The sequence below is a fragment of the Candidatus Accumulibacter vicinus genome, from assembly GCF_000584955.1.
Lineage (GTDB): Bacteria > Pseudomonadota > Gammaproteobacteria > Burkholderiales > Rhodocyclaceae > Accumulibacter > Accumulibacter vicinus.
Window position 1 is genome coordinate 124,756 of record NZ_JDSS02000021.1, and the last position, 24,617, is coordinate 149,372.

Below are 24,617 nucleotides of genomic sequence, written 5' to 3' on the forward strand. Positions count from 1 at the left end.
AGGTAGAGCAGGAAGTTCGATACGAGGTAATTCAACAGGTCGGCCGGGGTGTTGACCTCGGAGGGCGCCATCGTGAAGTAATAGTAGATCACCCGATACAGGATCAGATGGATGACACCGCGGACCATCCAGTCGATGCCGACCTGATAGACACGGTAGGCATCATCGTCGAAATGGCTGCGGCGAAATGCCTTGTAGTCAACCACGGGGAAAAGGGGGAAACAGGCATTTGGCAGCATGAAGAAATAGGCCAGAGCCTGGACTGGCGTCCCCGGTACCTTTTCGTGGCGCAGGTCATAGAAGTACACGATCAGCCGGAACATGAACATCGAGCCGAGAATCGGCCAGATTGCTTCCGACCAGGGAAACGGCAGGAGCTTTGCGCGTTGTGCCGCCAGAAGCGCTCCCACGAGCAGCAGCAAGGCGCCCCTCAACGTAAAGGAAACCGGGATATGGCAGATGCCTATCAGGAGCAACCCTATCCCGATCATCCAGGCGCCGTTCTCGAAGCCCATGACGACCCCGATACCCGCGAAACTCAAGAGTAGAAAGAATGGCAAACGGTAGCGCAGAGGCAGCCAGGCATGAATGGCAAAGCCGCCGAAGGCAAGGGCGGCGAGCCGCAGGAAGGCCGCGGATTCGATCTGGAATTGGCGCAAGAGAAGCAGAAGCAACACCAATTGGATACCGACCAGGGCAAAATCGAAAACCCTGATCGTGCCTGGCTTGTCGAGGCTGTTGGGTGGTGAAGGAATGGTGCTTGCGAGCATTTCTACCTCTAAACTATCCACAGCATTGGCGATTACCTCCCGTGCCATGGCACGGTGCCCTTGCGATGCCAACGGCTTGCTAAAAACGTGTTAATCAAGAGAGGGGTCGTGGCAGGCGCAGCGAAGTTGATACTTCGTCATTACGCGAGTTCAAACCCGCCCGTCAACCTGCGAGGGTACACACGTCGGTCGGCGAGTGGCGGCGTTCGCGCCGCCAGGGAGCATCGACCACCCACCAGGAATGTTCCGGAAGTCGTCAGACCAACGAGGCGGCACTGCCAGCGGCCCTCCAGACCATCCCGAGCATATGAGAAGAAAGGAAACCCAGAACTGTCCGCGAGAGTATATGTTCCTGATCAACTGCGGTCAATTATTCACACCCGATACCCTCTCCTGCCGGGTCCGGGGAAATCGGGAGCGTGTTAGAATAGCGGGCTTCAACAAGACGACGACATTCCTGCCGAAGTCACGTCGCCAGCGGATAGAAGATGGAAGCTTTCGCCAAAGAAACCCTCCCGATCAGCCTCGAAGACGAGATGCGCCGATCGTATCTCGATTATGCAATGAGCGTGATTGTCGGGCGCGCGCTGCCCGACGCACGTGATGGCCTCAAGCCGGTGCATCGGCGTGTGCTTTATGCCATGCATGAGTTGTCGAATGACTGGAACAAGCCGTACAAGAAATCGGCGCGGATCGTCGGCGATGTCATCGGCAAGTACCATCCGCATGGCGACACGGCGGTCTACGACACCATCGTGCGCATGGCGCAGGATTTCTCGCTGCGCTACATGCTGGTCGACGGGCAGGGCAACTTCGGTTCGGTCGACGGCGACAATGCTGCCGCGATGCGTTACACCGAAGTGCGCATGGCGCGTATCGGGCACGAATTGCTTGCCGACATCGACAAGGAAACCGTCGATTTCGGACCCAACTACGACGGTTCGGAGGACGAGCCGCTGGTCATGCCTGCACGCATTCCGAACCTGCTGATCAACGGCTCGTCGGGGATTGCGGTCGGCATGGCGACCAACATTCCGCCGCACAACCTCGGCGAAGTGATCGATGCCTGTCTCGCGTTGCTTGACAATGCCGAGATCGGCGTCGACGAGCTGATCGATCTGCTGCCGGCGCCCGACTTTCCGACCGCCGGCATCATCTACGGCCTTGCCGGTGTCCGCGAGGGCTATCGCACCGGGCGAGGACGCGTCATCATGCGCGGCAAGGTGCACTTCGAGGACATGGAGAAGGGCAACAATCGTCAGGCGATCATCATCGACGAACTACCTTACCAGGTGAACAAGCGAACGCTGCTCGAAAGGCTCGGCGAGCTGGTCAACGAGAAGAAGATCGAAGGCATTTCCGATCTGCGCGACGAGTCCGACAAATCGGGCATGCGCGTGGTGATCGAGCTGAAGCGTGGCGAAGTGACTGAAGTGGTGCTCAACTGCCTGTACAAGCAGACGCAACTGCAGGACACCTTCGGCATGAACATGGTCGCCCTGGTCGATGGGCAGCCGCGCCTGCTCAACCTCAAACAGATGCTCGAATGTTTTCTCTGGCACCGGCGCGAGGTGTTGACCCGGCGAACCGTTTTCGAATTGCGCAAGGCACGCGAGCGGGCGCACATCCAGGAAGGCCTGGCGGTGGCGCTCGACAATGTCGACGAGATCATTGCCCTGATCAAGGCTGCGCCGACGCCGGCCGATGCGCGCCGCGGGCTGATGGCCAGGCACTGGACCTCGCCGACGGTGGCCGAGATGCTGCGGCGGGCGGCGCTCGATGCGACCCGCCCGGAAGGACTGGGTCGCGAATTCGGCCTGGCGGAGAACGGCTACCTGCTCTCGGAAGCCCAGGCGCAGGCGATCCTCGAACTGCGCCTGCAGCGCTTGACCGGCCTCGAACGCGACAAGATCGTTGCCGATTACGGCGAACTGCTCGAACGCATTGCCGACCTGATGGACATCCTGGCGCGACCCGAGCGCATCACCGAGATGATCGTCGACGAATTGACCGGCATCCGTGCCCAGTTCTCCGACAAGCGCCGTTCGGAGATCGTCACCCACACCCAGGATCTCGGCATCGAGGATTTCATCACCCCGGCCGACATGGTGGTGACGCTTTCGCATACCGGTTACATCAAGGCGCAGCCACTCGCCGACTATCGCGCACAGCGGCGGGGTGGACGGGGCAAGCAGGCGGCAGCGATGAAGGCGGACGATTTCGTCGACCATCTGTTTGTGGCCAATACGCACGATTTCATTCTCTGCTTCACCAACCGGGGGCGCGTCTACTGGCTGAAAGTCTATGAGGTGCCGCAAGGGACGCGCAGTAGCCGCGGCAAGCCGATCGTCAACCTGTTTCCCTTCGAGGAGGGCGAGAAAATCAGTGCCATCCTGCCGGTCAAGGAGTTCGCCGACGATCGCTACATCTTCATGTGCACCGCCAACGGCACGGTCAAGAAGACGCCGCTGTCGGATTTCTCCAACCCGCGCAAGGCCGGCATCATCGCCGTCGCCCTCGACGAGGATGACGTCCTGATCGGCGCCGAGATCACCAATGGTCTGCAGGATGTGGTGCTGGTTTCCGACGTCGGCAAAGCGGTGTGGTTCGACGAGGAGGAGGTTCGCCCGATGGGGCGTACGGCACGCGGCGTGCGGGGAATGCGGCTTGCGGACCAGCAACAGGTGTTGTCGCTGCTGGTTGCCGACAACGATCAGCAGACGGTGCTGGTGGCCACCGAGAACGGTTTTGGCAAACGCACGGTTCTCGCCGATTTCCGCCATTCCGGTCGCGGCACGCAGGGGGTCAAGGCAATTGCCGCCAGCGAACGCAACGGCAAGGTCGTCGCTGCCCGCCTGGTGCGTGACGAAGACGAGATCATGCTGATCACCACCGGTGGCGTGTTGATCCGCACGCGCGTGCGCGAGATTCGCGAACTTGGACGCGCGACCCAGGGAGTGACGCTGATCGCGCTCGACGCCGGCGAGAAGCTCGCCGGTCTGGAAAAGGTCGTCGAAAGCGAAGACGACGTCGAAGGGGTTGAACCCCCGGCGGATGACGAGGACACTGCCGCGGTCGAGCTGCCCGTGACCGATCCGGAGCAGGGCTAGGGTGGTCGGCATGTTCGACCGCCTGCCTTGCCTGACCGACCGGCTGCGACTGCACACGGGATACGCTTGGTGAGCGGCGACCTGCAGAGCGAACTGGCGGTCGTTCGTCAGCAGATCGACGGCCTTGACAGGCAACTGCTGGACTTGTTGAACCGGCGTGCCCGCTATGCGCAGCAGGTCGGGGAGATCAAGGCGCGCCATGGTGAGGCCGGCTTCATTTATCGGCCCGAGCGTGAAGCGCAGGTGCTGCAGCGGATTCAGGAGATCAACCCAGGGCCGCTGTCGAACGAGAGCGTGACCTGGTTTTTCCGGGAAGTGATGTCGGCCTGCCTGTCGCTCGAACAGCCGCTGGGCATCGCCTTCCTGGGACCGCTCGGCACCTTCTCGGAAAGCGCAGCGATCAAGCATTTTGGTCATGCCGCACGCCCGATGCCCCAGATTTCGATCGACGATGTCTTTCGCGAAGTCGAATCCTGTCATGCCGACTACGCTGTGGTGCCAATCGAAAACTCGACCGAGGGTGCCGTCGGACGCACCCTCGACCTGCTGCTGACGACGCCGCTCAAGGTCTGCGGCGAAGTGGTGCTGCGCATTCACCAGCATCTGCTGTCGAACGAGCGCTCTCTGGGTGAAGTGGTGAAGGTCTATTCACACGCGCAGTCGCTGGCGCAATGTCACGAGTGGCTGAATCGCTCGCTGCCGAATGTGCAGCGCATCCCGGTCGGCAGCAACGCGCAGGCCGCGCAACTCGCCGCGACCGAAGCCGGGGCGGCGGCAATCGCCGGTCAGGCGGCTGCCGAGCGTTATCGACTGCCTGAACTGGCCAGCAACATCGAGGATGAACCGAACAATACCACCCGCTTCGTCGTTCTCGGTCGCCACGACGCCGGGCCATCGGGGCGTGACAAGACCTCGCTGATCATGTCGGCGCACAACCAGACCGGCGCGCTCAGCAAGCTGCTGGCCCCGTTTTCCGATGCCGGTGTTTCGCTGACCCGGCTGGAGTCACGTCCAGCACGTCATACGCTGTGGGCGTATGTCTTTTTCGTCGATGTCGAGGGCCACCGCGACGATGTGGCAGTGCGTAGCGCACTCACCGAACTGGCTCGGCGTGCGCCTTATCTGAAGCTGCTGGGTTCATACCCGGTCGCGGTCTACTAGGCTTTTCGACTTTTCGATGCGAGGACTGCAGATGACACTCTACGAGCAATCATTACCCTACATCCGGGCCATTTCTCCCTACCAGCCGGGCAAACCGATCACCCAACTGGCGCGCGAGATGGGCCTTGCCGTCGAACAGATCGTCAAGCTGGCTTCCAACGAGAATCCGCTCGGCATGAGCCCCAAGGCGCGCGTGGCAGTGACCGAGGCGATCACCGGCCTGGCGCGTTATCCGGATGACTTCGCGTTGAAACAGTCCCTGGCTGAACGGACCGGCCTGGGAAGGGAGTGCATCGTTCTCGGCAATGGCTCGAATGACTTGCTCGATATCATTGCCCGGGTTTTTCTGGCGCCGGGGCGCTCGGCAGTCTTCGCGCAGTATGCCTTTGCCGTTTACCCGCTGGCAACGCTGGCGGCCGGTGGCGAGGGCATTGCCGTTGCGGCCAGGGATTACGGCCATGACCTCGATGCCATGCGCGCTGCAATCCGGCCCGATACACGGCTGCTCTGGATCGCCAACCCCAACAATCCGACCGGCACCTTTGTGCCGTATGCGCAGCTGCGGGCGTTTCTACAGTCGCTGCCGGCAGAGGTCGTGGTGGTGCTCGACGAAGCCTACAACGAATACCTGCCTCCCGCCGAGCGGGTCGATACAACCGCCTGGCTGGCGGCCTTTCCGAATCTGGTGATCACCCGCACCTTTTCGAAGATCTACGGTCTGGCGGGTCTGCGCATCGGTTATGCGCTCTGCTCGGCCGAGATCGCCGACCTCATGAATCGCGTTCGCCAGCCCTTCAATTGCAACAACCTCGCACTGGCCGCAGCCATCGCAGCGCTCGATGACCATCAGTTCGTCGCCAGCAGCTATGCGCTCAACCGTTCGGGAATGGCGCAGATTGTTGGCGGACTGAAACGCCTGGGCTGTACCCACATTCCATCGCATGGCAACTTCTTGACTTTCCGGGCAGCGGATGCGCATCTGGTCAACCAGAAGCTGCTCAAGCAGGGGATCATCGTTCGCCCGATCGCCAGCTACGGGATGCCGGAATGGCTGCGCGTCACGATCGGCACCGAAAGCGAAAATACTCGCTTCCTGGCCGCCCTGGAGGGGTCGCTGTGAGTAGCGGCTGCCCCGGAGCCCTGCCGTGAGCAGCGCGCCGCTGTTCGGCAAGGTCGTTGTCTTTGGCGTCGGTCTGATCGGGGGATCCTTCGCGCTGGCACTCAAGGCTGCCGGAGAGGCCGCAGAGATCGTCGGTTTCGGGCGTCGGATCGGCTCGCTGACGCAGGCGCTGGAGCTGGGTATCGTGGACCGTGCCGGATTCAATGTCGGGCAGGAGGTTTCCAATGCCGACTTGGTACTGATCGCGACGCCGGTCGGCAAGACCGCCGAGATCATGGCCCGCATTGCCCCCTGCCTGGGGCGCCAGACGCTGGTTACCGACGCGGGCAGTACCAAGGGAAACGTGATTGCCGCAGCGCGCGTCCATTTTGCCGCCCGGCTCGGTCAATTCGTCCCCGCGCACCCCATTGCCGGTGCCGAAAATAGCGGTGCGCTGGCCGCGCGCGCCGATCTCTATCGTCACAAGCAGGTCGTCCTGACACCACTGCCGGAAAACCGTCCCGAGGACATCGCGCGCGTACGTTCGGCATGGGCGTGCTGCGGCGGCCTGGTCAGGGAACTGACGGCGGCCGAGCATGATCGGATTTTCGCTGCCGTCAGCCATCTGCCGCACCTCTTGTCCTTTGCACTGGTGCATGAGCTGACCCGGCGCGACAACCGGGAGTTGCTGTTCGGCTTTGCCGCCAGCGGTTTTCGCGACTTCACGCGCATTGCTGCCAGCCACCCGGAGATGTGGCGCGATATCTGTCTGGCCAATCGCACCGCTTTGCTCGACGAACTCGACCGCTACCGGGAAGAACTCGACGAATTGCGGGAGGCGCTGCAGCGTGGCGACGGTGCCAGCCTCGAAGCGACCTTCGACATCGCCAGGAACGCTCGTCGCGAGTGGGCGGCAGGTCAGGCGAACAAGTGAGCATCGACCATCTCGATCTGCCGCAGTTGTGCGCGGCGCGCGGTACGGTACACCTGCCCGGTTCGAAGAGCCTCTCCAACCGGCTGCTGCTGCTGGCAGCGCTGGCCACGGGCAGGACCGAGCTTGGTGACCTGCTGCTCTCCGATGACACCGCGCGCATGCTCGCAGCGCTGCGGGTACTCGGCGTTGGCGTCGCGCCGGGGGAGGGCAAGACGCTTTGTATCACGGGTGTGGCAGGAGATTTCCCGGTCCGTGCGGCCGACCTTTTTCTCGGCAACGCCGGCACGGCTTTCCGGCCGCTGACTGCAGTCCTGGCGCTCGCCAGGGGTGACTACCGCCTGAGCGGCGTGCCGCGGATGCACGAACGACCGATTGGCGATCTGGTCGATGCCTTGCGCCAGCTCGGCGCCGAGATCAGCTACCTGGGTGTCGAGGGCTTTCCGCCCCTGCTGATCCATCCGCCGAGGCCCTGCCCGAATGATGTGGTGCAGGTCCGTGGCGACGTGTCCAGCCAGTTTCTCACCGGTCTGTTGATGGCCTTGCCGCTGCGCGGGGTCGAAACGACGGTGGAAGTGGTCGGCGAGCTGATTTCCAGACCCTACATCGACATCACGCTGGCGAGCATGGCGCGCTTTGGCGTCGAGGTGCGACGCGACGGCTGGCGGCGCTTTACCGTGCCTGCGAGCAGCGCCTATCGTTCGCCAGGGCTCGTCCAGGTCGAAGGCGATGCCTCGTCGGCGTCCTACTTCCTCGCGCTCGGCGCGATCGGCGGTGGGCCGTTGCGTGTCGAGGGGATTGGCCCGGATTCGATCCAGGGGGATGTCCGCTTTGCCGATGCCCTCTCCGCGATGGGCGCACAGATCAGTGCAGGGGCCCACTGGATCGAGGCGGCGGCGCCGTTGGCCGGCAGGCTGCGGGGTATCGACCTCGATTGCAATCACATTCCCGATGCGGCGATGACGCTGGCCACCACGGCCTTGTTTGCCGACGGGCCGACCACCTTGCGCCATATTGCCAGCTGGCGAGTCAAGGAAACCGACCGCATCGCCGCGATGGCAACCGAGCTGCGCAAGCTCGGTGCAAGCGTCGAAGAGGGCGCGGACTACCTCCGCATTGATCCGCCAGTTGGCGGTCTGCACGCGGTGGCGATCGACACCTATGATGACCACCGGATGGCCATGGCCTGCTCGCTGGCGGCACTGGGAACGCCACTGCGGATCAATGACCCGCAGACGGTGGCCAAGACCTTTCCGGACTATTTCGCACGCTTCGCCGAGGTCGGCCAGGCGGTGCCGGTGATCGCCATTGACGGCACCTCGGCTTCAGGCAAAGGCACCATCGCCACCCGCGTCGCGCAGGCGCTGGGCTGGCACTACCTCGATTCCGGCGCTCTCTATCGCTTGACCGCCCTGGCCGCACGGCGTGCTGGAACGGCCTGGGACGATGAAGACGCTGTCGCAGCGATTGCTGCCGGTCTTGACGTCGAGTTTGGCGACCATGCAATCCTTCTGGCTGGCGAGGAAGTTTCCGACGCCATCCGTAGCGAGGAGATCTCTGTCGGTGCTTCGCGAGTGGCTGCGCTGCCTGCCGTACGCGCTGCCCTGCTGTTCCGGCAGCGGGCTTTTCGCCGGTCACCCGGACTCGTTGCCGACGGGCGCGACATGGGGTCGGTCGTTTTTCCGGATGCGATGACCAAGGTATTTCTCACTGCAAGCGTCGAGATGCGCGCCATGCGCCGGCATAAGCAGTTGATCGAAAAAGGAATGGCTGCTAGTATTGAAGACCTCTTGCTGGATCTGCGCGAGCGCGACGAACGGGATAGCCAACGTAGCGTCGCTCCGATGCAGCAGGGTGCGGACGCCGAGCTACTCGACACCACGGACCACACCATCGACTCAGCGGTGGCACAGGTCCTGGACTGGATCGGCAAGGGTCCGCAGAAAAGGTGAAACGGCAACCGTCGTTTTCCTGAGGTGTCACCAGTTCGACGTGTCGTTCCGTTGGCCCGGCAGGTTCTGCCGCACCAGATCTGCCGGTGCCATGCCCTTGCCTCCGCCTTGTAAGACTGTCAAGCCGGAACTGGTGATCGTTCATTCATTCACCCCGCAATGCTGCGGTTAGGTAACTCAACTCATATGTCAGCTCATCCCATCATGCAAGAAAGTTTTGCCGAACTCTTCGAAGAGAGCCTCGGTCGTCAGGAAATGCGTCCCGGGGAGGTCATCACCGCGGAAGTCGTGCGCATTGACCAGAATTTTGTGGTTGTCAATGCCGGTCTCAAGTCCGAGAGCTATATTGAAATTGAAGAATTCCTGAGTGACAATGGCGAAATCGAGGTCAAGGTCGGGGATTTTGTCCAAGTCGCCATCGAGCAGCTCGAAAACGGTTTCGGTGAAACCCGTCTGTCGCGCGACCGTGCCAAACGTGTCGCAGCATGGAATGCTCTCGAACAGGCGCTCAATGACGGCAGCCTGGTGACCGGCACCATCACCGGCAAGGTCAAGGGCGGGCTGACGGTCATGACCAACAGCGTCCGCGCCTTCCTGCCGGGTTCGCTGGTGGACATGCGTCCGGTCAAGGACACCACCCCGTACGAAGGCAAGACCTACGAATTCAAGGTCATCAAGCTCGACCGCAAGCGCAACAATGTCGTCGTTTCCCGCCGTGCCGTCCTCGAAGCCAGTGTGGGCGAAGAGCGCGATGCACTGTTGGCGGCACTCAAGGAAGGCAGCATCGTTAAAGGGGTGGTCAAGAACATCACCGATTACGGCGCTTTCGTTGACCTGGGCGGCATCGATGGCCTGCTGCATATCACTGACCTGGCCTGGCGCCGGGTTCGCCACCCCTCCGAAGTGCTTGCAGTGGGCGACGAGGTGCAGGCCAAGATCCTCAAGTTCGACCAGGAAAAGAACCGCGTTTCGCTCGGTCTCAAGCAGTTGGGCGAAGATCCCTGGGTCGGCATCTCGCGCCGCTACCCACCGACCACCCGGCTGTTCGGGAAAGTCACCAACCTCACCGACTACGGCGCCTTTGTCGAGATCGAACAGGGCATTGAGGGACTGGTGCATGTCTCCGAGATGGACTGGACCAACAAAAACGTGCATCCGTCGAAAGTCGTTCAACTCGGCGATGAAGTCGAAGTGATGATCCTCGAGATCGATGAGGATCGGCGCCGAATTTCCCTGGGGATGAAGCAGTGTGCGGCCAACCCGTGGGACGACTTCTCGATGAACTACAAGAAGGGCGACCGGGTTCGGGGCGCCATCAAGTCGATCACCGACTTTGGCGTCTTCATTGGTCTGCCCGGTGGCATCGACGGTCTGGTACATCTGTCCGACCTTTCATGGTCGCTGCCGGGAGAAGAAGCGATCCGCAACTTCAAGAAGGGCGATGAGGTCGATGCTGTGGTGCTGGCCATCGATACTGACAAGGAGCGGATTTCGCTGGGCATCAAACAGCTTGATGGCGATCCCTATACCAGCTATATCGCGACTCACGACAAGAACAGCATCGCGCGTGGCGTCGTCAAATCGGTCGATGCCCGTGGTGCAGTAGTGACGCTCGATGGCGACATCGAAGCCTATCTGCGCGCTTCGGAAGTATCGCGAGACCGCATTGATGACCTGACCAAGGTGTACAAGGAAGGTGACAAGGTGGAAGCGATGATCATCAACGTGGATCGCAAGACACGTTCCATCAGCCTGTCGATCAAGGCCCGGGAGCAGGCTGAGCAGCAGGAAGCCATGCAGAAGTTTTCGGCTGACAGCAACGCCAGTTCAGGCACCACGAATCTCGGGGCCCTGCTCAAAGCCAAGCTCAACAACCCGAACTAGGGTTTAGCAAATGACCAAGTCGGATCTTATCGCCCAGCTGGCCGAGCGCTTTCCGCAACTGGTCGCCAAGGATGCGGACCTGTCGGTGAAGATGATTCTCGCTGCCATGGAGGAGGCCCTGGCCCAGGGTGATCGCATCGAGATTCGTGGCTTTGGGAGTTTCTCTCTGAATTACCGGCCACCGCGGGTCGGTCGGAATCCCAAGTCCGGCGACAAGGTCGAGGTTCCAGAAAAATGGGTACCGCACTTCAAGGCCGGGAAGGAGTTGCGGGAACGCGTCGACGGCGCTCTGGACGCGGTAGACTCGATCTGAGTTGCTAAGACCGTGGCGAATGACGGGCGGTAACGAGAGTTGCCGCCCGTTTTTTTGTGGGAGGCTGATCAATGCGTGCGTTATCGTGGGCTTTGTCATGTTCGCGTTTGCCATCAAGAATCAGGTGACACATGATTGAATTCGAATACTGGCAGCTCCTGCTTTTCCCTTTGTTCTTCGGGCTCGGCTGGGCAGCGGCGCGCATCGATATCCGGCATCTCGTGAAGGAGTCGCGAACGCTGCCGCGTTCGTATTTTCAGGGACTCAACTTCTTGCTCAACGAGCAGCCCGACCGTGCCATCGAGGCCTTTGTCGAAGCCGTCAAGATCGATCCCCAGACTATCGAGCTGCACTTTGCGCTGGGCAGCCTGTTCCGTCGTCGCGGCGAGACCGAACGCGCCATCCGCATGCACCAGAACCTCATCGAACGTGAGGATCTGAAACAGGATTTAAAACTGCAGGCGCTGGCGGAACTCGGACAGGACTATCTCAAGGCCGGCTTGCTCGATCGCGCCGAAGAAATTTTCGACAAGCTGCGCGATTCACCTCTGGCCGAAGAAGCGAAGCGCAACCTGCTCGAGATCTATCAGCTCGAAAAGGACTGGGGGAAGGCGATCACGATCGCTTCGGAACTGCCGGACTACGCGTCACACAAGGAAATCGCCGAGTACCATTGCGAGCTGGCTGCTGCCGAGCTGATTCGCTCGCGCCGTGATCTGGCGGTCAGCCACCTGCAGACGGCGCTCGAGCGCAACCGCAAATGTGTTCGCGCCAGCCTGCTCCAAGGTGACATCCTGCTCCAGCAGGATCAGCCGCTGGCAGCAATCGAATCCTGGCAACGCATCGAACAGCAGGATCCTACCTACCTGGCGCTGGTGGCGCAACGCCTGCTCGACGCCTTTCGCAAGCTCGATCGCCGCGAAAGAGGCCTGCAACTGTTGCGCGGCTATCTTGAGCACTACCCTTCGCTGGACCTGCTCGACGTGGTTTTTCAACTGGTGCTCGAGAGTGACGGGCCGGATGCAGCGTACAAACTGGTTCGCGATGAGTTGAAGCGCAATCCGACCCTGCTCGGTTTCGACAAGTTGCTGGAGGCCAGATTGCTGATTGCGCCGCCCGAGAGCCGCCCCGATCTCGATCTGGCAAAAGGGATCGTGCAGGTCTACACACGCCGCCTGGCGCGCTATCGATGCGATAATTGCGGTTTCAAGGCGCGTCAGTTCTATTGGCGCTGTCCGGCCTGTGGCGGTTGGGAGACCTATTCGCCAAAGCGCACCGAAGAATTTGACCTCACACCTTAGGAGTTCAGCTTGCCAGTCGCCATACGCGATATGAGGTGTATTCGCCTCATGAGCAGATCCTGCCGTTCCGGAAGCCGCGGCGATGCACGTCCCTGATTTCGCGACCGCCAAGCTGCTGATCGTCGGCGATGTGATGCTTGATCGCTACTGGTTTGGCGAGGTCTCTCGCATCTCTCCCGAGGCACCGGTGCCGGTGGTCAAGGTGGACCGCAGCGAAGAGCGTCCCGGCGGGGCCGCCAACGTCGCTCGCAACGTCGCTGCCCTGGGTGCGCAGGTCGCCCTGCTGTCGGTGGTTGGCGACGACGAAGCCGGGCGCTGCCTGCAGAGACTGCTGGCCGCAAGTGGCATCGAGGCCAGCCTGCATCTCGACGCTGCGATCAGCACGACGGTCAAGCTGCGCGTGATTGGCCGGCAACAGCAACTGCTGCGCATCGATTTTGAAACGGCCCCTTCACATGAGGTGTTGCGCACCAAGCTCGCCGAGTTCGCGGCGCGCCTGCCGACATGCGACGCGGTGATCCTCTCCGATTATGGCAAGGGCGGCCTGGCGCACATCGGCGAGATGATCCGATTGGCGCGCACGGCCGGCAAGAAGGTTCTGGTCGATCCCAAGGGCGACGATTTCTCCAAGTATGCGGGCGCGACCATCGTCACGCCGAACCGCAACGAGTTACGCACCGTGGTCGGTCGCTGGCACGACGACGGCGAACTGGCGTACAAGGCCGAAGCATTGCGCTGCGATTTGGGACTCGAAGCGCTGCTGGTGACCCGCAGCGAGGAAGGGATGTCGCTCTTCCATGCTGGCGGGGCGATCTACGAGCAGGCCGTGGCTAGGGAGGTCTTCGATGTGTCTGGTGCCGGCGATACGGTCATCGCTACCCTGGCCGTGATGCTCGCGTGCGGCACGGCCTGGCCGGAGGCCGTCCGGGTGGCAAATGTTGCGGCCGGCGTCGTCGTTGGCAAGCTCGGTACGGCGGTGGTCAGCCATCGTGAACTGGCTGCGGCACTCAAGTGAGGTCAATCCATGTATACCATCGTTACCGGCGCAGCCGGCTTCATTGGTTCCAATCTCGTCAAGGCGCTCAACGAGCGCGGCATGCGCAGGATCATTGCCGTCGACAATCTGAGCCGGGCCGACAAGTTTCGTAACCTCGTCGATTGCGACATCGCCGATTACATCGACAAACAGAAATTCCTCAGCCGCTTGCTGGCCGGCGACTTTGACGGTGACATCGATGCCATTCTCCACCAGGGGGCATGTTCCGATACCCTGGAGAGCGATGGCCGCTACATGATGGAGAACAATTACCGTTACTCGCTGGATCTTCTCGACTGGTGTCTTGATCAGGAAGTACCGCTGCTCTACGCATCGAGCGCGGCAACTTACGGCGGCGGCAGCGTTTTCCGGGAAGAGCGAGCGCACGAGGCACCGCTGAACGTCTACGGCTATTCGAAGTTCCTGTTCGACCAGGTGGTCCGGCAACGCCTTGCCGTCGCCGGTCCGTCCCACTCGCAGGTCGTCGGCTTCCGCTATTTCAACGTCTATGGTCCGCGCGAGTCGCACAAGGGGCGCATGGCCTCGGTCGCCTTCCATCATTTTCAGCAGTTCCGCAGTCAGGGTAAGGTCAAGCTTTTCGAAGGCTGCGATGGCTATGCCGATGGCGAACAGCGACGCGATTTCGTGCATGTCGGCGATGTCACGCACGTCAACCTGTTTTTCCTCGATCATCCGGAGAAATCGGGGATTTTCAACGTCGGCAGCGGTCGCGCACAGCCTTTCAACGACCTGGCGATGGCCAGCGTCAATGGTTGCCGGGCCTTGTTTGGCGAGGCAGCGCTGCCGCTCGCCGAACTGGTGCAGCAAGGGCTGATCGAATACATCCCGTTTCCGGCGGATCTCAAGGGCAAGTACCAGAGTTTCACCGAAGCCGACCTCACCAGGCTGCGCAAGGCGGGTTATGAGGCCCCGTTTGCCAGTGTCGAGGAAGGCGTTGCGCAATACGTTAACTGGCTGAACGAGCATGCATAAGACCCTTGAAGAGTACGTCGGCGAAACGCCGCTGGTGCGTCTGCAGCGTATACCGGGCACCGCCAACGACGCTCGCGGTAATCTCGTTCTGGCCAAGCTGGAAGGCAACAATCCGGCCGGCTCGGTCAAGGATCGGCCGGCGCTGTCGATGATTGCACGCGCCGAACAGCGTGGCGACATCAAACCGGGGGACACCCTGATCGAGGCCACTTCGGGCAATACCGGCATCGCCCTGGCCATGGCGGCGGCGGTGCGCGGCTATCGGATGATTCTGGTGATGCCGGAAAATCAGAGCATCGAACGCCGGCAGACGATGCGCGCTTTTGGCGCCGAACTGGTGCTGGTGCCCAGGGATGGCGGCATGGAATTGGCGCGTGACGTTGCCGAGAGCCTGCGCAACGAAGGCCGCGGCATCATCCTTGATCAGTTTGCCAACCCGGACAACCCGCTGGCACACTACGAAGGTACCGGTCCCGAGCTGTGGCGCCAGACTGCGGGGCGAATCACCCATTTCGTGAGCAGCATGGGCACCACCGGAACGATCATGGGGGTGTCACGCTACCTCAAGGAACAGAACCCCGGCATCTGCATCGTCGGCTGCCAGCCCGAGGACGGTTCGCAGATCCCCGGCATCCGCAAGTGGCCGGAAGCCTATCTGCCGAAGATCTTCGACCGCTCGCGTGTCGATCGCGTCGAATCGGTCGGGCAGGGCGAGGCAGAAGAAATGACCCGCCGCCTGGCACGCGAAGAAGGGATTTTCGCCGGCATCTCGTCGGGTGGCGCGTTGGTCGTCGCCTTGCGGGTCGCCAGCGAAGTCGAGAATGCGATGATCGTCAGCATCGTTTGCGATCGTGGGGACCGCTATCTGTCGACCGGGGTCTTTCCCGCTTGAACGCATGAAGCCGGTTCTCGCCTTTGACATTGAAACCATTCCGGACGTCGGGGGCTTGCGCCGCCTGCATGGCCTCGACGCGGCGCTTTCCGACGACGAGGTCGCCGAACTCGCCTTTCAGCAGCGCCGCGCTAGCAGCGGCAACGACTTCCTGCCGCTGCACCTGCAACGCGTCGCGGTGATCTCCTGCGTTCTCAGGGTCGGCAAGGATTTTCGTGTGTGGTCGCTGGCTGAACCCGAGCAGGGCGAAGCCGAAATCATTCAACGCTTCTTCGACGGCATCGAAAAGTTCACGCCGCAGATCGTGTCCTGGAACGGCAGTGGTTTTGACCTGCCGGTGTTGCACTATCGCGGCCTGATGCACGGGGTGGTCGCGCCGCGATATTGGGACCTCGGTGACGGCGACTACTCCGACAGCCGTGAATTCAAATGGAACAACTACATCAGCCGCTATCACACGCGCCACCTGGACCTGATGGACCTGCTGGCGATGTATCAGCCGCGCGCCAGCGTGCCGCTCGACGAGCTGGCCAGGCTGATCGGCTTTCCCGGCAAGCTCGGCATGGATGGCAGCAAGGTGTGGGGCGCATGGCAGGCGGGCCGAAACGCTGAAATCCGCGATTACTGCGAGACCGACGCACTCAACACCTACCTGGTTTCCGTGTGCTTTCGCCGCATGCGCGGTGAGATTGCGCGTGCCGGATACGAAAACGAGATGGCCTTCATACGTGCTGAACTGGCGCGGATCGACAAACCGCACTGGCGGGAATTCCTGGCCGCCTGGCAGTAGCGTGGCCGTCCGCTGGCGCCAGCTTTTCGCTATCAGCGGGCCTGCTCAGAGATCAGGCAAAGTCAAGGAAAAGCCACGAAATGATTTCTCGCCTGGCTTGGTGTCCTTGCACTGGTTGCCGTCGTCGCTGAGCACATAGATCTCGTTTTTCCCGGCCGCCGCGAAGAGCGCTTCCGGGTGCATGCCAGAGAAGTCGATCTTCTTGACCCGCTGCGGCGAATCGGCTGCCTTGCCCGACCAGGTATAGAGGGCGAAACCCTTGCCGCTCTTCTTGTCACCCAAGGGGCCGGCGATGATCGCGAAACGGGAATTGACGAAATCGATGCTGCGAATCCCTCGCTCGCCGAGATCGAGCGCAATCAGATCGCCAAAGACCGGCTTGGCTGCCTGATCGATCACTGCCGCCGGATTTCTCAGTGGCAGCAGCAGCGCTTCCTTGCGTGCGGACAAGGGATTGCGGAAGCCGATCAGGAGTTGCCCATCCGGGGTCGCGGCGAGACCTTCGATGTTCAGGCCGCCCGGCATTTCGGGATCGATCGCCTGCTTGCTGGCCGAGCCGAGGACTGCAAACCTTGGTTCGGCGGCGATGTCCTCGACAAGCCGGGTGTAGGGCGGGGTGGCTGCGCTGACCGTTGGTGAGGGAGCACTTGCGAGCACGTCGGTGGCAAAGAACTGCCGCCGCTGCACCTTGATCTCGCCGTCCTGATTGCGGGCGTGCGAGGAAATCCAGTATATCCTGTCGCCGATGCGCGCGGCACCCTCGATGTCCGATTTCGTGGCCTTGGCCTTGGCCTTGGGCAGGCACTCGCCGCTGTTGCCGAGCAGCTCGACGCAGGCCACGGCTTCGGGTTTGCCGCGTTGGTAGATGGTCAGGACATGACGATCGTCGTCCGCGACGACGAAGTGCCTTGCGCCGAGCGCGACGGCAGCGGAAGCATCGCAGAGGCCAAGGTAGCGCGTCTCTTCTGCATGGACGGGTGCAACCACCAGGAGCGTGTTCAGAAGCAGGGCGGTGACAGATATCGGGTAGTTGTTCATGAGCAGCGATCTTCTGGCAGGCACGGGGCCACAGTATAGTCCTGTTATAGGGGCAGGGTGTGTGCCGCAGAACCCGGGTAATAACGATTTTCAAATCGCCGTCCATCGATCAGAATCACGGCTTCACGGCTTTGATCATTCGAGAAGGCGATCTTCGTCATCACCACTGGGAGGAATTGCATGCAGTTGCATCATTGGGTTCTGTGGGTGGCAACGACTGTGCTCCTGGGCTTGGTCGTACCGGCGCAGGCAGCGGGGACGCTCGACAAGATCAAGGCGTCAAAGACCATTGCTCTCGGTTACCGGGAGAACTCGGTACCCTTCTCTTACACTGGCGATGACAATCAGCCCTGGGGCTATTCGGTCGACCTGTGTACCAGGGTGGCGGCGGCAATCGTCAAGCAACTGGAGCTCGACGAGCTGCATCTGCAGTGGATCCCGGTGACGCCGGAAACGCGGATCGCCAAATTGAAGTCGGGCGCGATCGACCTCGAATGTGGTTCAACCACCAGTACGCTGGCAAGGATGGAGGAAGTCGATTTCAGTCTGCTGACCTTCATCGACGGCGGCACTTATCTGTCGCGCCGGGCCGCCGGAATCCGGCGCTTCGAAGACCTGGCCGGCAAGCGGGTTGCCGTCGCCGCCGGAACGACCAGCGAGCGGACGATTGCCGCGGCACTGCTGCAGTACAAGGTCGCTGCCGAGCTGGTCAAGGTCGGCGATCACTCGCAGGGGATCGCGGCGATGCTGCAGGGAAAGGTCGAGGCCTACGCCTCGGACCGATCGTTGCTGATCGGACTCGCCCTCGATTCAGGCAGCCAGAATGACTGGTCGATCGGTCCCGAGACCTTTTCCTACGAGCCTTATGCCTTGATGATGCGCCGCAATGATGCAGCCTTCCGCCTGGCAGTGAACCGTGAACTTGCTCGCCTCAGCCGCAACCGCGAGATCTACGCGATCCATGATCGCTGGTTCGGCATGCTCGGCAGACCGGGGCCGCGGCTGGAGAGTCTGTACTTTCTGAACGGTTTGCCGGAGTAGCCGGGTCAGGCTGTGACCGTTCAGCGCGGGTCGATCTGCTCGTTCTTCTCCTCGTCAGCCACGACTTCGCGGTAGACGTGCCAGCTCGCATGCCCGACCAGGGGCATGGTCACAATCAGCCCGAGAAACAGCGTTGTGAAACCGATGGCGGCGAGGATCGCGATGCAGGTGGCCCAGAGCAGCATCGGGCCGGGGTTGCGAGCGCAGGCGAAGAGGCTGGCAAGCGCCGCTGTAACCGCATCGGTCTTGCGGTCGAGCATCATGGGCAGGGCGATGACGCTGATCGCGAAGACGAAGCAGGCGAAGAACCCCCCGACGGCAAAGTAGGCGAATGCAAAGTCGAGTTGTTCGAACGTCAGGACGGTGCGCACGACATCAGCGAAGCTGGGCAATCCACCGGCGAAGAAAAGCGCAAAGACAATGATTGACGCGCGTGCCCAGATCAGCAGGACCACCGCCAGCAGTGCGGCAAACACCCCGATATTGGCCAGATTCGAGCGCCAGGCGACGAGGGTCGGGGCCAATCGGGGTGGTTCGCCAATTTCGATACGTCGACTCAGATCGTAGAGCCCGAATGTCAGAAAGGGGCCAAATAGCAGGAAGCCGGTCGTCAGCCCCGCGAAAAGTGCGAAGGCATGAGCAAAAACTGCCTGCAGCAACCAGCCGCCGAAGGCAAAACAGACCCCGTAGAACAGGCTGGCAAACCCACTCTGGCGGTAGTCATTCCAGCCTGCCTGCACCCAGCCGAGAACGGCGCTGGCCTGGGTCTGGCGGATGGTCGGGAAGCGGCTCCCGGTCGGGTCTGGTGTGTTGCTCATCGGCAGGGTTGGCCATTCTCGGCCGAGTACCGGTTGCAGATCGCCAGGGAGAACTTACCGACGGATGTCGGAGAAAAATATTGGTTCATGATTGCTCCTCCTTGCGGGTGTTCAATGGAGGTGTCATGACCGTGAGAGAATCACTCGATTTTCTAAGCATGTTCAAGCCCTGTTTGATCTGAATACTTCCGGTTCGATCCGTAACTGCGTGCAATCGGATACTTGATCGCGTTCTTCACGAGTTTGGCGCGTGCGGCTTCTTCAAGGTCGATGCCGGCATTTTCGGCAATCAACAACAGGTAAATCAGGACGTCGGCACATTCGTCGCGCAGGGCTTCCTGCACGCTGGCGCTGCCTGCGATTGCAGCCATCTCGGTGTCACTCTTCCACTGCGTCAGTTCGAGCAACTCGCTGGCTTCAAGATTCAGCGAGACGATCAAGTTGCGCAAACTGTGGAACTGCGCCCAGTTGCGTTGATCGCGAAATTCGAGGATTGCCGCGGTCAGCGTCGGCAGACTCATGGCTTCAGGTGAAGAAGCGCGGTTTTGCTTCCTCCAGTAGGCGCATGCGGGTTGTCTGCGTGCATGCGGGCAACTCCCCGTAACAGAGGAAACGGTTTCACGCCTGTGAAGAGGTTCTCTGTGGAGTAGCGCATGAGGGTTGTTTGCAGGTTTTGCGAAACAGTCATTCTAGAAGGAAAATAAGTAGGGAAGGAAAAGAAATCCAACGCCCCTTAAGCCCGATAGCGTCCGCACGTTGGCGGACCCGCCTCGTTGCGGTACGCTCTAGACTTCAGGCTCATACTGGATTGGCAAGTACTTCTGGGGAAAAAAAAGCCGCGGACTCCCGCGGCTGAAAGTTCGCAGCGACTGCTGATGACCTGCTTAGAGCATGTCCTTGACAGCATCCGCTTCGTCGGTCAGTTCCTTGAGTGTCTTGTTCATCTTCTCGCGCGAGTACGCGTCGATTTCGATTCCTTGGATGATCTTGAACGAACCGCCTTTGCATTCGCACGGGAAACCGAAAACGATACCGGCCGGGATGTCATAGGAGCCATCGGAAGGAACGCCCATGGTCACCCATTCGTCGGAACCGAGTACCCAGTCGCGCATGTGGTCGATGGCCGCGTTGGCTGCAGAAGCGGCCGAGGAGAGACCACGCGCGTCGATGATCGCGGCACCGCGCTTGCCGACGGTCGGCAGGAACACATCATTGTTCCACACCGGGTCATTGATCAGCGCCTTGACGTTGTCGCCGTCAGAGGTGCAATTGCGGTAATCGGCGTACATCGTTGGCGAATGATTGCCCCACACGACGAGCTGTTTGAAGCTCGCTACCGGTCGGCCGGTTTTTGCGGCGAGTTGCGAGAGGGCACGGTTGTGATCGAGGCGCAGCATGCCATGGTAGTTATCCGGATTGGTGCGGCCGACTTTCCTGGCGGCGGCACCAGCAATCAGGGCATTGGTATTGCAGGGGTTGCCAACAACGAGAACGCGGACGTCCTCGCTGGCCTGCTCGGCAATGGCCTTGCCCTGCACGGTAAAGATCGCCCCATTGGCCGTCAGCAGGTCGGCGCGCTCCATTCCCGGACCACGTGGACGTGCGCCAACCAGCAGGCAGACATCTGCATCCTTGAAAGCAAGGGTCGGATCGTCGGTAGCGAGCATGCCGGCGAGTAGCGGGAAGGCACAGTCTTCGAGTTCCATCATCACGCCCTGGCAGGCTTTTTGAGCTTGCGGCAGGTCGAGTAGTTGGAGGATGACCGGTTGATCCTTGCCGAGCATTTCGCCGGAGGCAATCCGGAAAAGCAGGCTATAACCAATTTGACCGGCGGCGCCGGTGACCGCGACGCGCATGGGGACTTTGGACATGATGCGGCTCCTGTTGTTAGTGATGACGTAAAGTAGGCAGCGTGAGCAGAAAACGATCGGCGTTGCCCCCGCAAGCCGTTTGCTGCGGGGGCGGCAAATCGGACGGATCATAAGATCTATGATCCGCAGGTGTCAAATCTATCTTATGTCTTATATAAGATATGAATGGTTTGAGCGGGATGGACGCGAGCGTCAAATTATGCTGAAATGACTGTCCATGAGCCGGTCATCGTCATTGCATCCTCCCACATTCAGTCCGTTGTATCGGCAGATCAAGGAACTGATCCTGCACAATCTGGAGTCGGGTGAGTGGGGTCCGGGGGACTCCATCCCGAGTGAGTCCGAACTGGCCAGCCGTTTCGGCGTGAGCCAGGGGACGGTGCGCAAGGCCATTGATGAAATGGCTGCCGAGAATCTCCTGGTACGCCAGCAAGGCAAGGGGACTTTCGTCGCCACTCACAAGGATCCAGGTTCGTTTTTCCGCTTTCTTCGCCTGCTCCCCAATCAAGGAGAGTTGCAGATCTCCCAGAGCATCCCGCTCGAATGCTGGCGCGCCAAGGCCGGTGCCGATGTCGCGCGCATTCTGGCCATCGAGACGGGTGCGCCCATTACGATTCTTCGTCGCCTGTTGAAATTGGGGGACGAGCCGGTGGTCTTCGACGAGATCTATCTCCCGAGCGAACTCTTTCCCGATCTGTCACTTGAGGTGCTCAGATCAGGCGAGTCGCTGTACAGCCTGTTCGAGACGCGTTATGGCGTCCGCATGATCCGTGCCGACGAACGGCTGCGCGCCGTTGCGGCTGACCGGGTCAGTGCCGAGTGGCTGCAGGTAGCCGAGGGAAGTCCGCTGCTGCTGGTCGAGAGGGTGACTTTCACCTATGGCCACAAGCCCGTCGAATGGCGGCGGGGTTTCTATTCGACACGCAACTATCATTATCACAATGAACTGGGCTGAGGACTCGGAACAGGCTTTTTGGGTGAGTCAGGCACGCCTGGATGGTTTATAATCCAGCGTGGTTTCGAAGGGGGTCGGGTGGCGTACATTCGGCCAGCTAATCATATGAGGGATGACGTTCATGGCAGAGATGGCGATCAAGAAGAAGCGTCCAAAGAATTTGGATTTGCCCACTATCAGGCTACCCCTTCCGGGTATCCTTTCAATCATTCACCGCATCAGCGGGGCAGGACTGTTCCTGCTGTTGCCATTTCTGCTCTGGCTGTTCCAGAGCAGTCTCACCTCTTCGGAAACCTTCGCCAGCGTCAGGGGGGTCGTCGCCCATCCCCTGGTCAAAATTGTTCTGCTCGGTCTGATCTGGTTCTACATGCACCACTTCTGCGCCGGCATCCGCTATCTGCTGCTCGATCTGCACAAAGGGATCGAACTTGAGGCGGCACGTCTGTCGAGCAAGGTCGTTTTCGCGGTCAGCATTGCGCTGACCCTGATCGTCGGAGCTAAAGTGCTATGGTAAATCGTATTCTCGTCGGGGCTCACTATGGCCTCAAGGACTGGCTCATCCAGCGTGCCACAGCAATCATCATGGCGGTTTACACGGTCATTTTCCTGGTCGTGGTCGGTGCCGTCGGGCCCGATTCCTTCGAGGCCTGGCGCGCCATCTTCGCCAACGGCTTCATGAAATTCGCCACATTTCTGTTCTTTGTCAGTGTCTTCTACCATGCCTGGATTGGTGTCAGGGACATCTGGATGGATTACGTCAAGCCCGATGGCTTGCGTCTGCTGATGATGATTGCGACAGCTACGGTGCTGGTCGGATATGCCGGCTGGGCGGTTCAGATCCTGTGGAGAATGTAAGTGAGCAAGCTAATCGTTCCGGTACGTAAGTTCGATGCGGTCATCGTTGGGGCCGGCGGTTCCGGCCTGCGGGCGGCGATCCAGCTTTCCGAGGCTGGTCTGAAGACAGCCGTGTTGTCAAAGGTCTTTCCCACCCGTTCGCACACCGTGGCGGCGCAAGGAGGGGTATCGGCCTCGCTCGGCAATTCCGAGGAGGATCACTGGCACTGGCACATGTACGATACCGTCAAGGGCTCTGACTGGCTTGGTGACCAGGATGCGATCGAATACATGTGCCGCATGGCACCCGAGGTCGTCGTCGAACTCGAGCACTTCGGCATGCCTTTCGACCGCACCGATGAGGGCAAGATCTACCAGCGTCCCTTCGGCGGACATATGTCGAACTTTGGCGAGAAACCGGTTCGCCGCGCCTGCGCCGCGGCAGACCGCACGGGTCACGCCATGCTGCACGCGCTCTATCAGCGCAACGTACGCGCCAATACGCAGTTCTTCGTCGAATGGATGGCGCTCGACCTGATCCGTGATGATTCCGGGCAGGTGCTTGGCGTCATCGCCCTTGAAATGGAAACGGGTGAAGTCGTCGCTTTCCACACCAAGGCCACCGTCTTTGCCACCGGAGGTGCTGGCCGGATTTTCTATTCATCGACCAACGCCTTCATCAACACCGGTGACGGTCTGGGCATGGCGGCGCGCGCCGGCATTGCACTGGAGGACATGGAGTTCTGGCAGTTCCACCCGACCGGCGTCGCTGGCGCGGGCGTGCTGATTACCGAGGGAGTGCGCGGCGAAGGTGGCATCCTGCGTAATTCGACCAATGAACGCTTCATGGAGCGTTATGCGCCGAATGCCAAGGATCTGGCTTCTCGCGACGTGGTGTCGCGTGCCATGGTGACGGAAATCAATGAGGGCCGAGGTTGCGGGCCAAACAAGGATTTTGTGCTGCTCGACATCACCCACCTCGATCCGGCGACGATCATGAAGCGCCTGCCGGGAATTCGCGAGATTTCAATCCAGTTTGCCGGCATCGATCCGATCAAGGCGCCGATCCCGGTGGTGCCGACCTGTCATTACCAGATGGGAGGTGTGCCGACCAACTACAAGGGCCAGGTCGTCGCCGATGACGGGACGCCGGTCAAGGGCTTCTACGCCGCCGGTGAGGTCGCCTGTGCTTCGGTGCACGGCGCCAACCGGCTGGGAACCAACTCACTGCTGGACCTGCTGGTATTCGGCAAATCATCCGGCGATTCGGTCATCGACGATCTCAAGTCCGGGGCCATCGGTCTCAAGGAACTGCCGGAGAATTTCGCGGATCGCACGATGGCACGTCTGCACCGTCTCGACACGCAGACCGGCGGGGCCGACGTCAATGCGACGCGTCTCGAACTGCAGCGTACGATGCAAAAACACTGTGGCGTTTTCCGCTTCAAGGAGATGCTGGCCGAGGGGGTCGCGAAGATCCTCGATATCGAGAAGGCGGTCGCGCGAACCGAGATCAAGGACAAGTCCCAGGTGTGGAATACGGCACGAGTTGAGGCCCTGGAACTGGACAATCTGATCGAAGTGGCCAAGGCGACGATGATTTCGGCGGAGGCGCGCAAGGAGTCGCGTGGTGCCCATGTCCGTGACGATGCGCCGGATACTGCAGCGAATCCGAACGGGCGCGACGACATCCACTGGCACAAGCACACACTATGGCACCGCGACGGTAATCGTCTCGATTACAAGCCGGTGATCATGAAGCCTCTGTCTGTCGAATCCATCGCGCTGAAGACGCGTTCCTATTGATCGTGCGCCAAGGAGTCAATGT

Annotated in this window: 21 protein-coding genes and 1 pseudogene; 17 read left to right on the forward strand and 5 right to left on the reverse strand. The window is 60.8% G+C overall.

What is annotated here, in order from left to right:
• Positions 1-770 (reverse strand): annotated as a pseudogene (locus tag CAPSK01_RS09395) (hypothetical protein); the annotation flags it as partial.
• A gap of 488 nt (positions 771-1,258) precedes the next feature.
• Here CAPSK01_RS09395 and gyrA point away from each other — a divergent pair.
• From gyrA to CAPSK01_RS09455, 12 genes are all read left to right on the forward strand, one after another.
• Positions 1,259-3,880 carry a DNA gyrase subunit A gene (gyrA, locus tag CAPSK01_RS09400; protein ID WP_034925686.1) on the forward strand — a complete coding sequence of 874 codons (2,622 nt, stop codon included), beginning with the start codon at positions 1,259-1,261 and terminating at the stop codon, positions 3,878-3,880.
• Between the two features lie 69 nt (positions 3,881-3,949).
• A complete protein-coding gene (gene pheA, locus CAPSK01_RS09405; RefSeq protein WP_273703417.1) occupies positions 3,950-5,041 on the forward strand; it encodes a prephenate dehydratase in 1,092 nt (363 codons plus the stop codon).
• A gap of 31 nt (positions 5,042-5,072) precedes the next feature.
• Entirely contained in the window at positions 5,073-6,161 is a 1,089-nt protein-coding gene (gene hisC, locus CAPSK01_RS09410; protein WP_034925688.1) for a histidinol-phosphate transaminase, read from the forward strand.
• A gap of 25 nt (positions 6,162-6,186) precedes the next feature.
• Entirely contained in the window at positions 6,187-7,074 is an 888-nt protein-coding gene (locus tag CAPSK01_RS09415) for a prephenate dehydrogenase/arogenate dehydrogenase family protein (protein WP_034925691.1), read from the forward strand.
• Between the two features lie 2 nt (positions 7,075-7,076).
• Positions 7,077-9,023 carry a bifunctional 3-phosphoshikimate 1-carboxyvinyltransferase/cytidylate kinase gene (locus CAPSK01_RS09420; RefSeq protein WP_034926005.1) on the forward strand — a complete coding sequence of 649 codons (1,947 nt, stop codon included), beginning with the start codon at positions 7,077-7,079 and terminating at the stop codon, positions 9,021-9,023.
• A 186-nt stretch (positions 9,024-9,209) separates the two neighbouring features.
• Positions 9,210-10,907, forward strand: coding sequence for a 30S ribosomal protein S1 (gene rpsA / locus CAPSK01_RS09425; protein WP_034925693.1), 1,698 nt, complete (start codon positions 9,210-9,212; stop codon positions 10,905-10,907).
• A 10-nt stretch (positions 10,908-10,917) separates the two neighbouring features.
• Positions 10,918-11,220, forward strand: coding sequence for an integration host factor subunit beta (locus tag CAPSK01_RS09430; RefSeq protein WP_034925696.1), 303 nt, complete (start codon positions 10,918-10,920; stop codon positions 11,218-11,220).
• A 131-nt stretch (positions 11,221-11,351) separates the two neighbouring features.
• Positions 11,352-12,521 carry a lipopolysaccharide assembly protein LapB gene (lapB, locus tag CAPSK01_RS09435; protein ID WP_273703418.1) on the forward strand — a complete coding sequence of 390 codons (1,170 nt, stop codon included), beginning with the start codon at positions 11,352-11,354 and terminating at the stop codon, positions 12,519-12,521.
• Between the two features lie 82 nt (positions 12,522-12,603).
• Positions 12,604-13,536 carry a D-glycero-beta-D-manno-heptose-7-phosphate kinase gene (gene rfaE1 / locus CAPSK01_RS09440; RefSeq protein WP_034926008.1) on the forward strand — a complete coding sequence of 311 codons (933 nt, stop codon included), beginning with the start codon at positions 12,604-12,606 and terminating at the stop codon, positions 13,534-13,536.
• A 9-nt stretch (positions 13,537-13,545) separates the two neighbouring features.
• On the forward strand, positions 13,546-14,550 hold the full coding sequence (gene rfaD, locus CAPSK01_RS09445) for an ADP-glyceromanno-heptose 6-epimerase (RefSeq protein WP_034925698.1): 1,005 nt from the start codon (positions 13,546-13,548) through the stop codon (positions 14,548-14,550).
• On the forward strand, positions 14,543-15,442 hold the full coding sequence (gene cysM, locus CAPSK01_RS09450) for a cysteine synthase CysM (RefSeq protein WP_034925700.1): 900 nt from the start codon (positions 14,543-14,545) through the stop codon (positions 15,440-15,442). Before rfaD ends, cysM begins: the two co-directional genes overlap by 8 nt.
• A gap of 4 nt (positions 15,443-15,446) precedes the next feature.
• Entirely contained in the window at positions 15,447-16,232 is a 786-nt protein-coding gene (locus CAPSK01_RS09455; protein ID WP_034925703.1) for a 3'-5' exonuclease, read from the forward strand.
• A gap of 45 nt (positions 16,233-16,277) precedes the next feature.
• Here the strand turns inward: CAPSK01_RS09455 and CAPSK01_RS09460 are convergent, their stop codons facing one another.
• Positions 16,278-17,270 (reverse strand): DUF3616 domain-containing protein, encoded by a 993-nt coding sequence (locus tag CAPSK01_RS09460; RefSeq protein ID WP_273703419.1) that lies wholly within the window; start codon positions 17,268-17,270, stop codon positions 16,278-16,280.
• Between the two features lie 180 nt (positions 17,271-17,450).
• On the opposite strand from CAPSK01_RS09460, the gene CAPSK01_RS09465 reads away from it, so the two are divergent.
• Entirely contained in the window at positions 17,451-18,311 is an 861-nt protein-coding gene (locus CAPSK01_RS09465; protein WP_034925705.1) for an amino acid ABC transporter substrate-binding protein, read from the forward strand.
• A 20-nt stretch (positions 18,312-18,331) separates the two neighbouring features.
• Here the strand turns inward: CAPSK01_RS09465 and CAPSK01_RS09470 are convergent, their stop codons facing one another.
• The 3 genes from CAPSK01_RS09470 to CAPSK01_RS09480 all read right to left on the reverse strand — a co-directional run bounded on the left by CAPSK01_RS09470 (position 18,332) and on the right by CAPSK01_RS09480 (position 21,000).
• Positions 18,332-19,129 (reverse strand): DUF2189 domain-containing protein, encoded by a 798-nt coding sequence (locus tag CAPSK01_RS09470; RefSeq protein WP_034925708.1) that lies wholly within the window; start codon positions 19,127-19,129, stop codon positions 18,332-18,334.
• 152 nt (positions 19,130-19,281) lie between these two features.
• On the reverse strand, positions 19,282-19,650 hold the full coding sequence (locus tag CAPSK01_RS09475) for a nucleotide pyrophosphohydrolase (RefSeq protein ID WP_034925710.1): 369 nt from the start codon (positions 19,648-19,650) through the stop codon (positions 19,282-19,284).
• Between the two features lie 363 nt (positions 19,651-20,013).
• Entirely contained in the window at positions 20,014-21,000 is a 987-nt protein-coding gene (locus CAPSK01_RS09480) for a malate dehydrogenase (RefSeq protein ID WP_034925713.1), read from the reverse strand.
• Positions 21,001-21,217: 217 nt separating this feature from the next.
• Between CAPSK01_RS09480 and CAPSK01_RS09485 the strand changes: the two genes are divergently transcribed.
• From CAPSK01_RS09485 to sdhA, 4 genes are all read left to right on the forward strand, one after another.
• Positions 21,218-21,955, forward strand: a complete 738-nt coding sequence (locus CAPSK01_RS09485; RefSeq protein ID WP_034925716.1) for a GntR family transcriptional regulator — start codon at positions 21,218-21,220, stop codon at positions 21,953-21,955.
• Between the two features lie 121 nt (positions 21,956-22,076).
• Complete coding sequence (sdhC, locus tag CAPSK01_RS09490) at positions 22,077-22,469, forward strand: succinate dehydrogenase, cytochrome b556 subunit (RefSeq protein ID WP_034926011.1); 393 nt, start codon at positions 22,077-22,079, stop codon at positions 22,467-22,469.
• On the forward strand, positions 22,463-22,810 hold the full coding sequence (gene sdhD / locus CAPSK01_RS09495) for a succinate dehydrogenase, hydrophobic membrane anchor protein (RefSeq protein WP_034925718.1): 348 nt from the start codon (positions 22,463-22,465) through the stop codon (positions 22,808-22,810). Before sdhC ends, sdhD begins: the two co-directional genes overlap by 7 nt.
• Positions 22,811-24,595: a succinate dehydrogenase flavoprotein subunit gene (sdhA, locus tag CAPSK01_RS09500; RefSeq protein WP_034925721.1), complete on the forward strand. Its 1,785-nt coding sequence runs from the start codon at positions 22,811-22,813 to the stop codon at positions 24,593-24,595. It abuts the gene before it with no gap.
• The last annotated feature ends 22 nt before the right edge of the window (positions 24,596-24,617 follow it).

Coding starts and splice junctions, on each gene's coding strand:
- hisC (WP_034925688.1), top strand. CDS start 5,073: ATGACACTCTACGAGCAATCATTACCCTACATCCGGGCCATTTCTCCC.
- lapB (WP_273703418.1), top strand. CDS start 11,352: ATGATTGAATTCGAATACTGGCAGCTCCTGCTTTTCCCTTTGTTCTTC.
- sdhC (WP_034926011.1), top strand. CDS start 22,077: ATGGCAGAGATGGCGATCAAGAAGAAGCGTCCAAAGAATTTGGATTTG.
- rfaD (WP_034925698.1), top strand. CDS start 13,546: ATGTATACCATCGTTACCGGCGCAGCCGGCTTCATTGGTTCCAATCTC.
- CAPSK01_RS09480 (WP_034925713.1), bottom strand. CDS start 21,000: ATGTCCAAAGTCCCCATGCGCGTCGCGGTCACCGGCGCCGCCGGTCAA.
- CAPSK01_RS09430 (WP_034925696.1), top strand. CDS start 10,918: ATGACCAAGTCGGATCTTATCGCCCAGCTGGCCGAGCGCTTTCCGCAA.
- CAPSK01_RS09455 (WP_034925703.1), top strand. CDS start 15,447: ATGAAGCCGGTTCTCGCCTTTGACATTGAAACCATTCCGGACGTCGGG.
- rfaE1 (WP_034926008.1), top strand. CDS start 12,604: ATGCACGTCCCTGATTTCGCGACCGCCAAGCTGCTGATCGTCGGCGAT.
- CAPSK01_RS09460 (WP_273703419.1), bottom strand. CDS start 17,270: ATGAACAACTACCCGATATCTGTCACCGCCCTGCTTCTGAACACGCTC.
- gyrA (WP_034925686.1), top strand. CDS start 1,259: ATGGAAGCTTTCGCCAAAGAAACCCTCCCGATCAGCCTCGAAGACGAG.
- sdhD (WP_034925718.1), top strand. CDS start 22,463: ATGGTAAATCGTATTCTCGTCGGGGCTCACTATGGCCTCAAGGACTGG.
- rpsA (WP_034925693.1), top strand. CDS start 9,210: ATGTCAGCTCATCCCATCATGCAAGAAAGTTTTGCCGAACTCTTCGAA.
- CAPSK01_RS09465 (WP_034925705.1), top strand. CDS start 17,451: ATGCAGTTGCATCATTGGGTTCTGTGGGTGGCAACGACTGTGCTCCTG.
- cysM (WP_034925700.1), top strand. CDS start 14,543: ATGCATAAGACCCTTGAAGAGTACGTCGGCGAAACGCCGCTGGTGCGT.
- CAPSK01_RS09485 (WP_034925716.1), top strand. CDS start 21,218: ATGAGCCGGTCATCGTCATTGCATCCTCCCACATTCAGTCCGTTGTAT.
- CAPSK01_RS09470 (WP_034925708.1), bottom strand. CDS start 19,129: ATGAGCAACACACCAGACCCGACCGGGAGCCGCTTCCCGACCATCCGC.
- CAPSK01_RS09475 (WP_034925710.1), bottom strand. CDS start 19,650: ATGAGTCTGCCGACGCTGACCGCGGCAATCCTCGAATTTCGCGATCAA.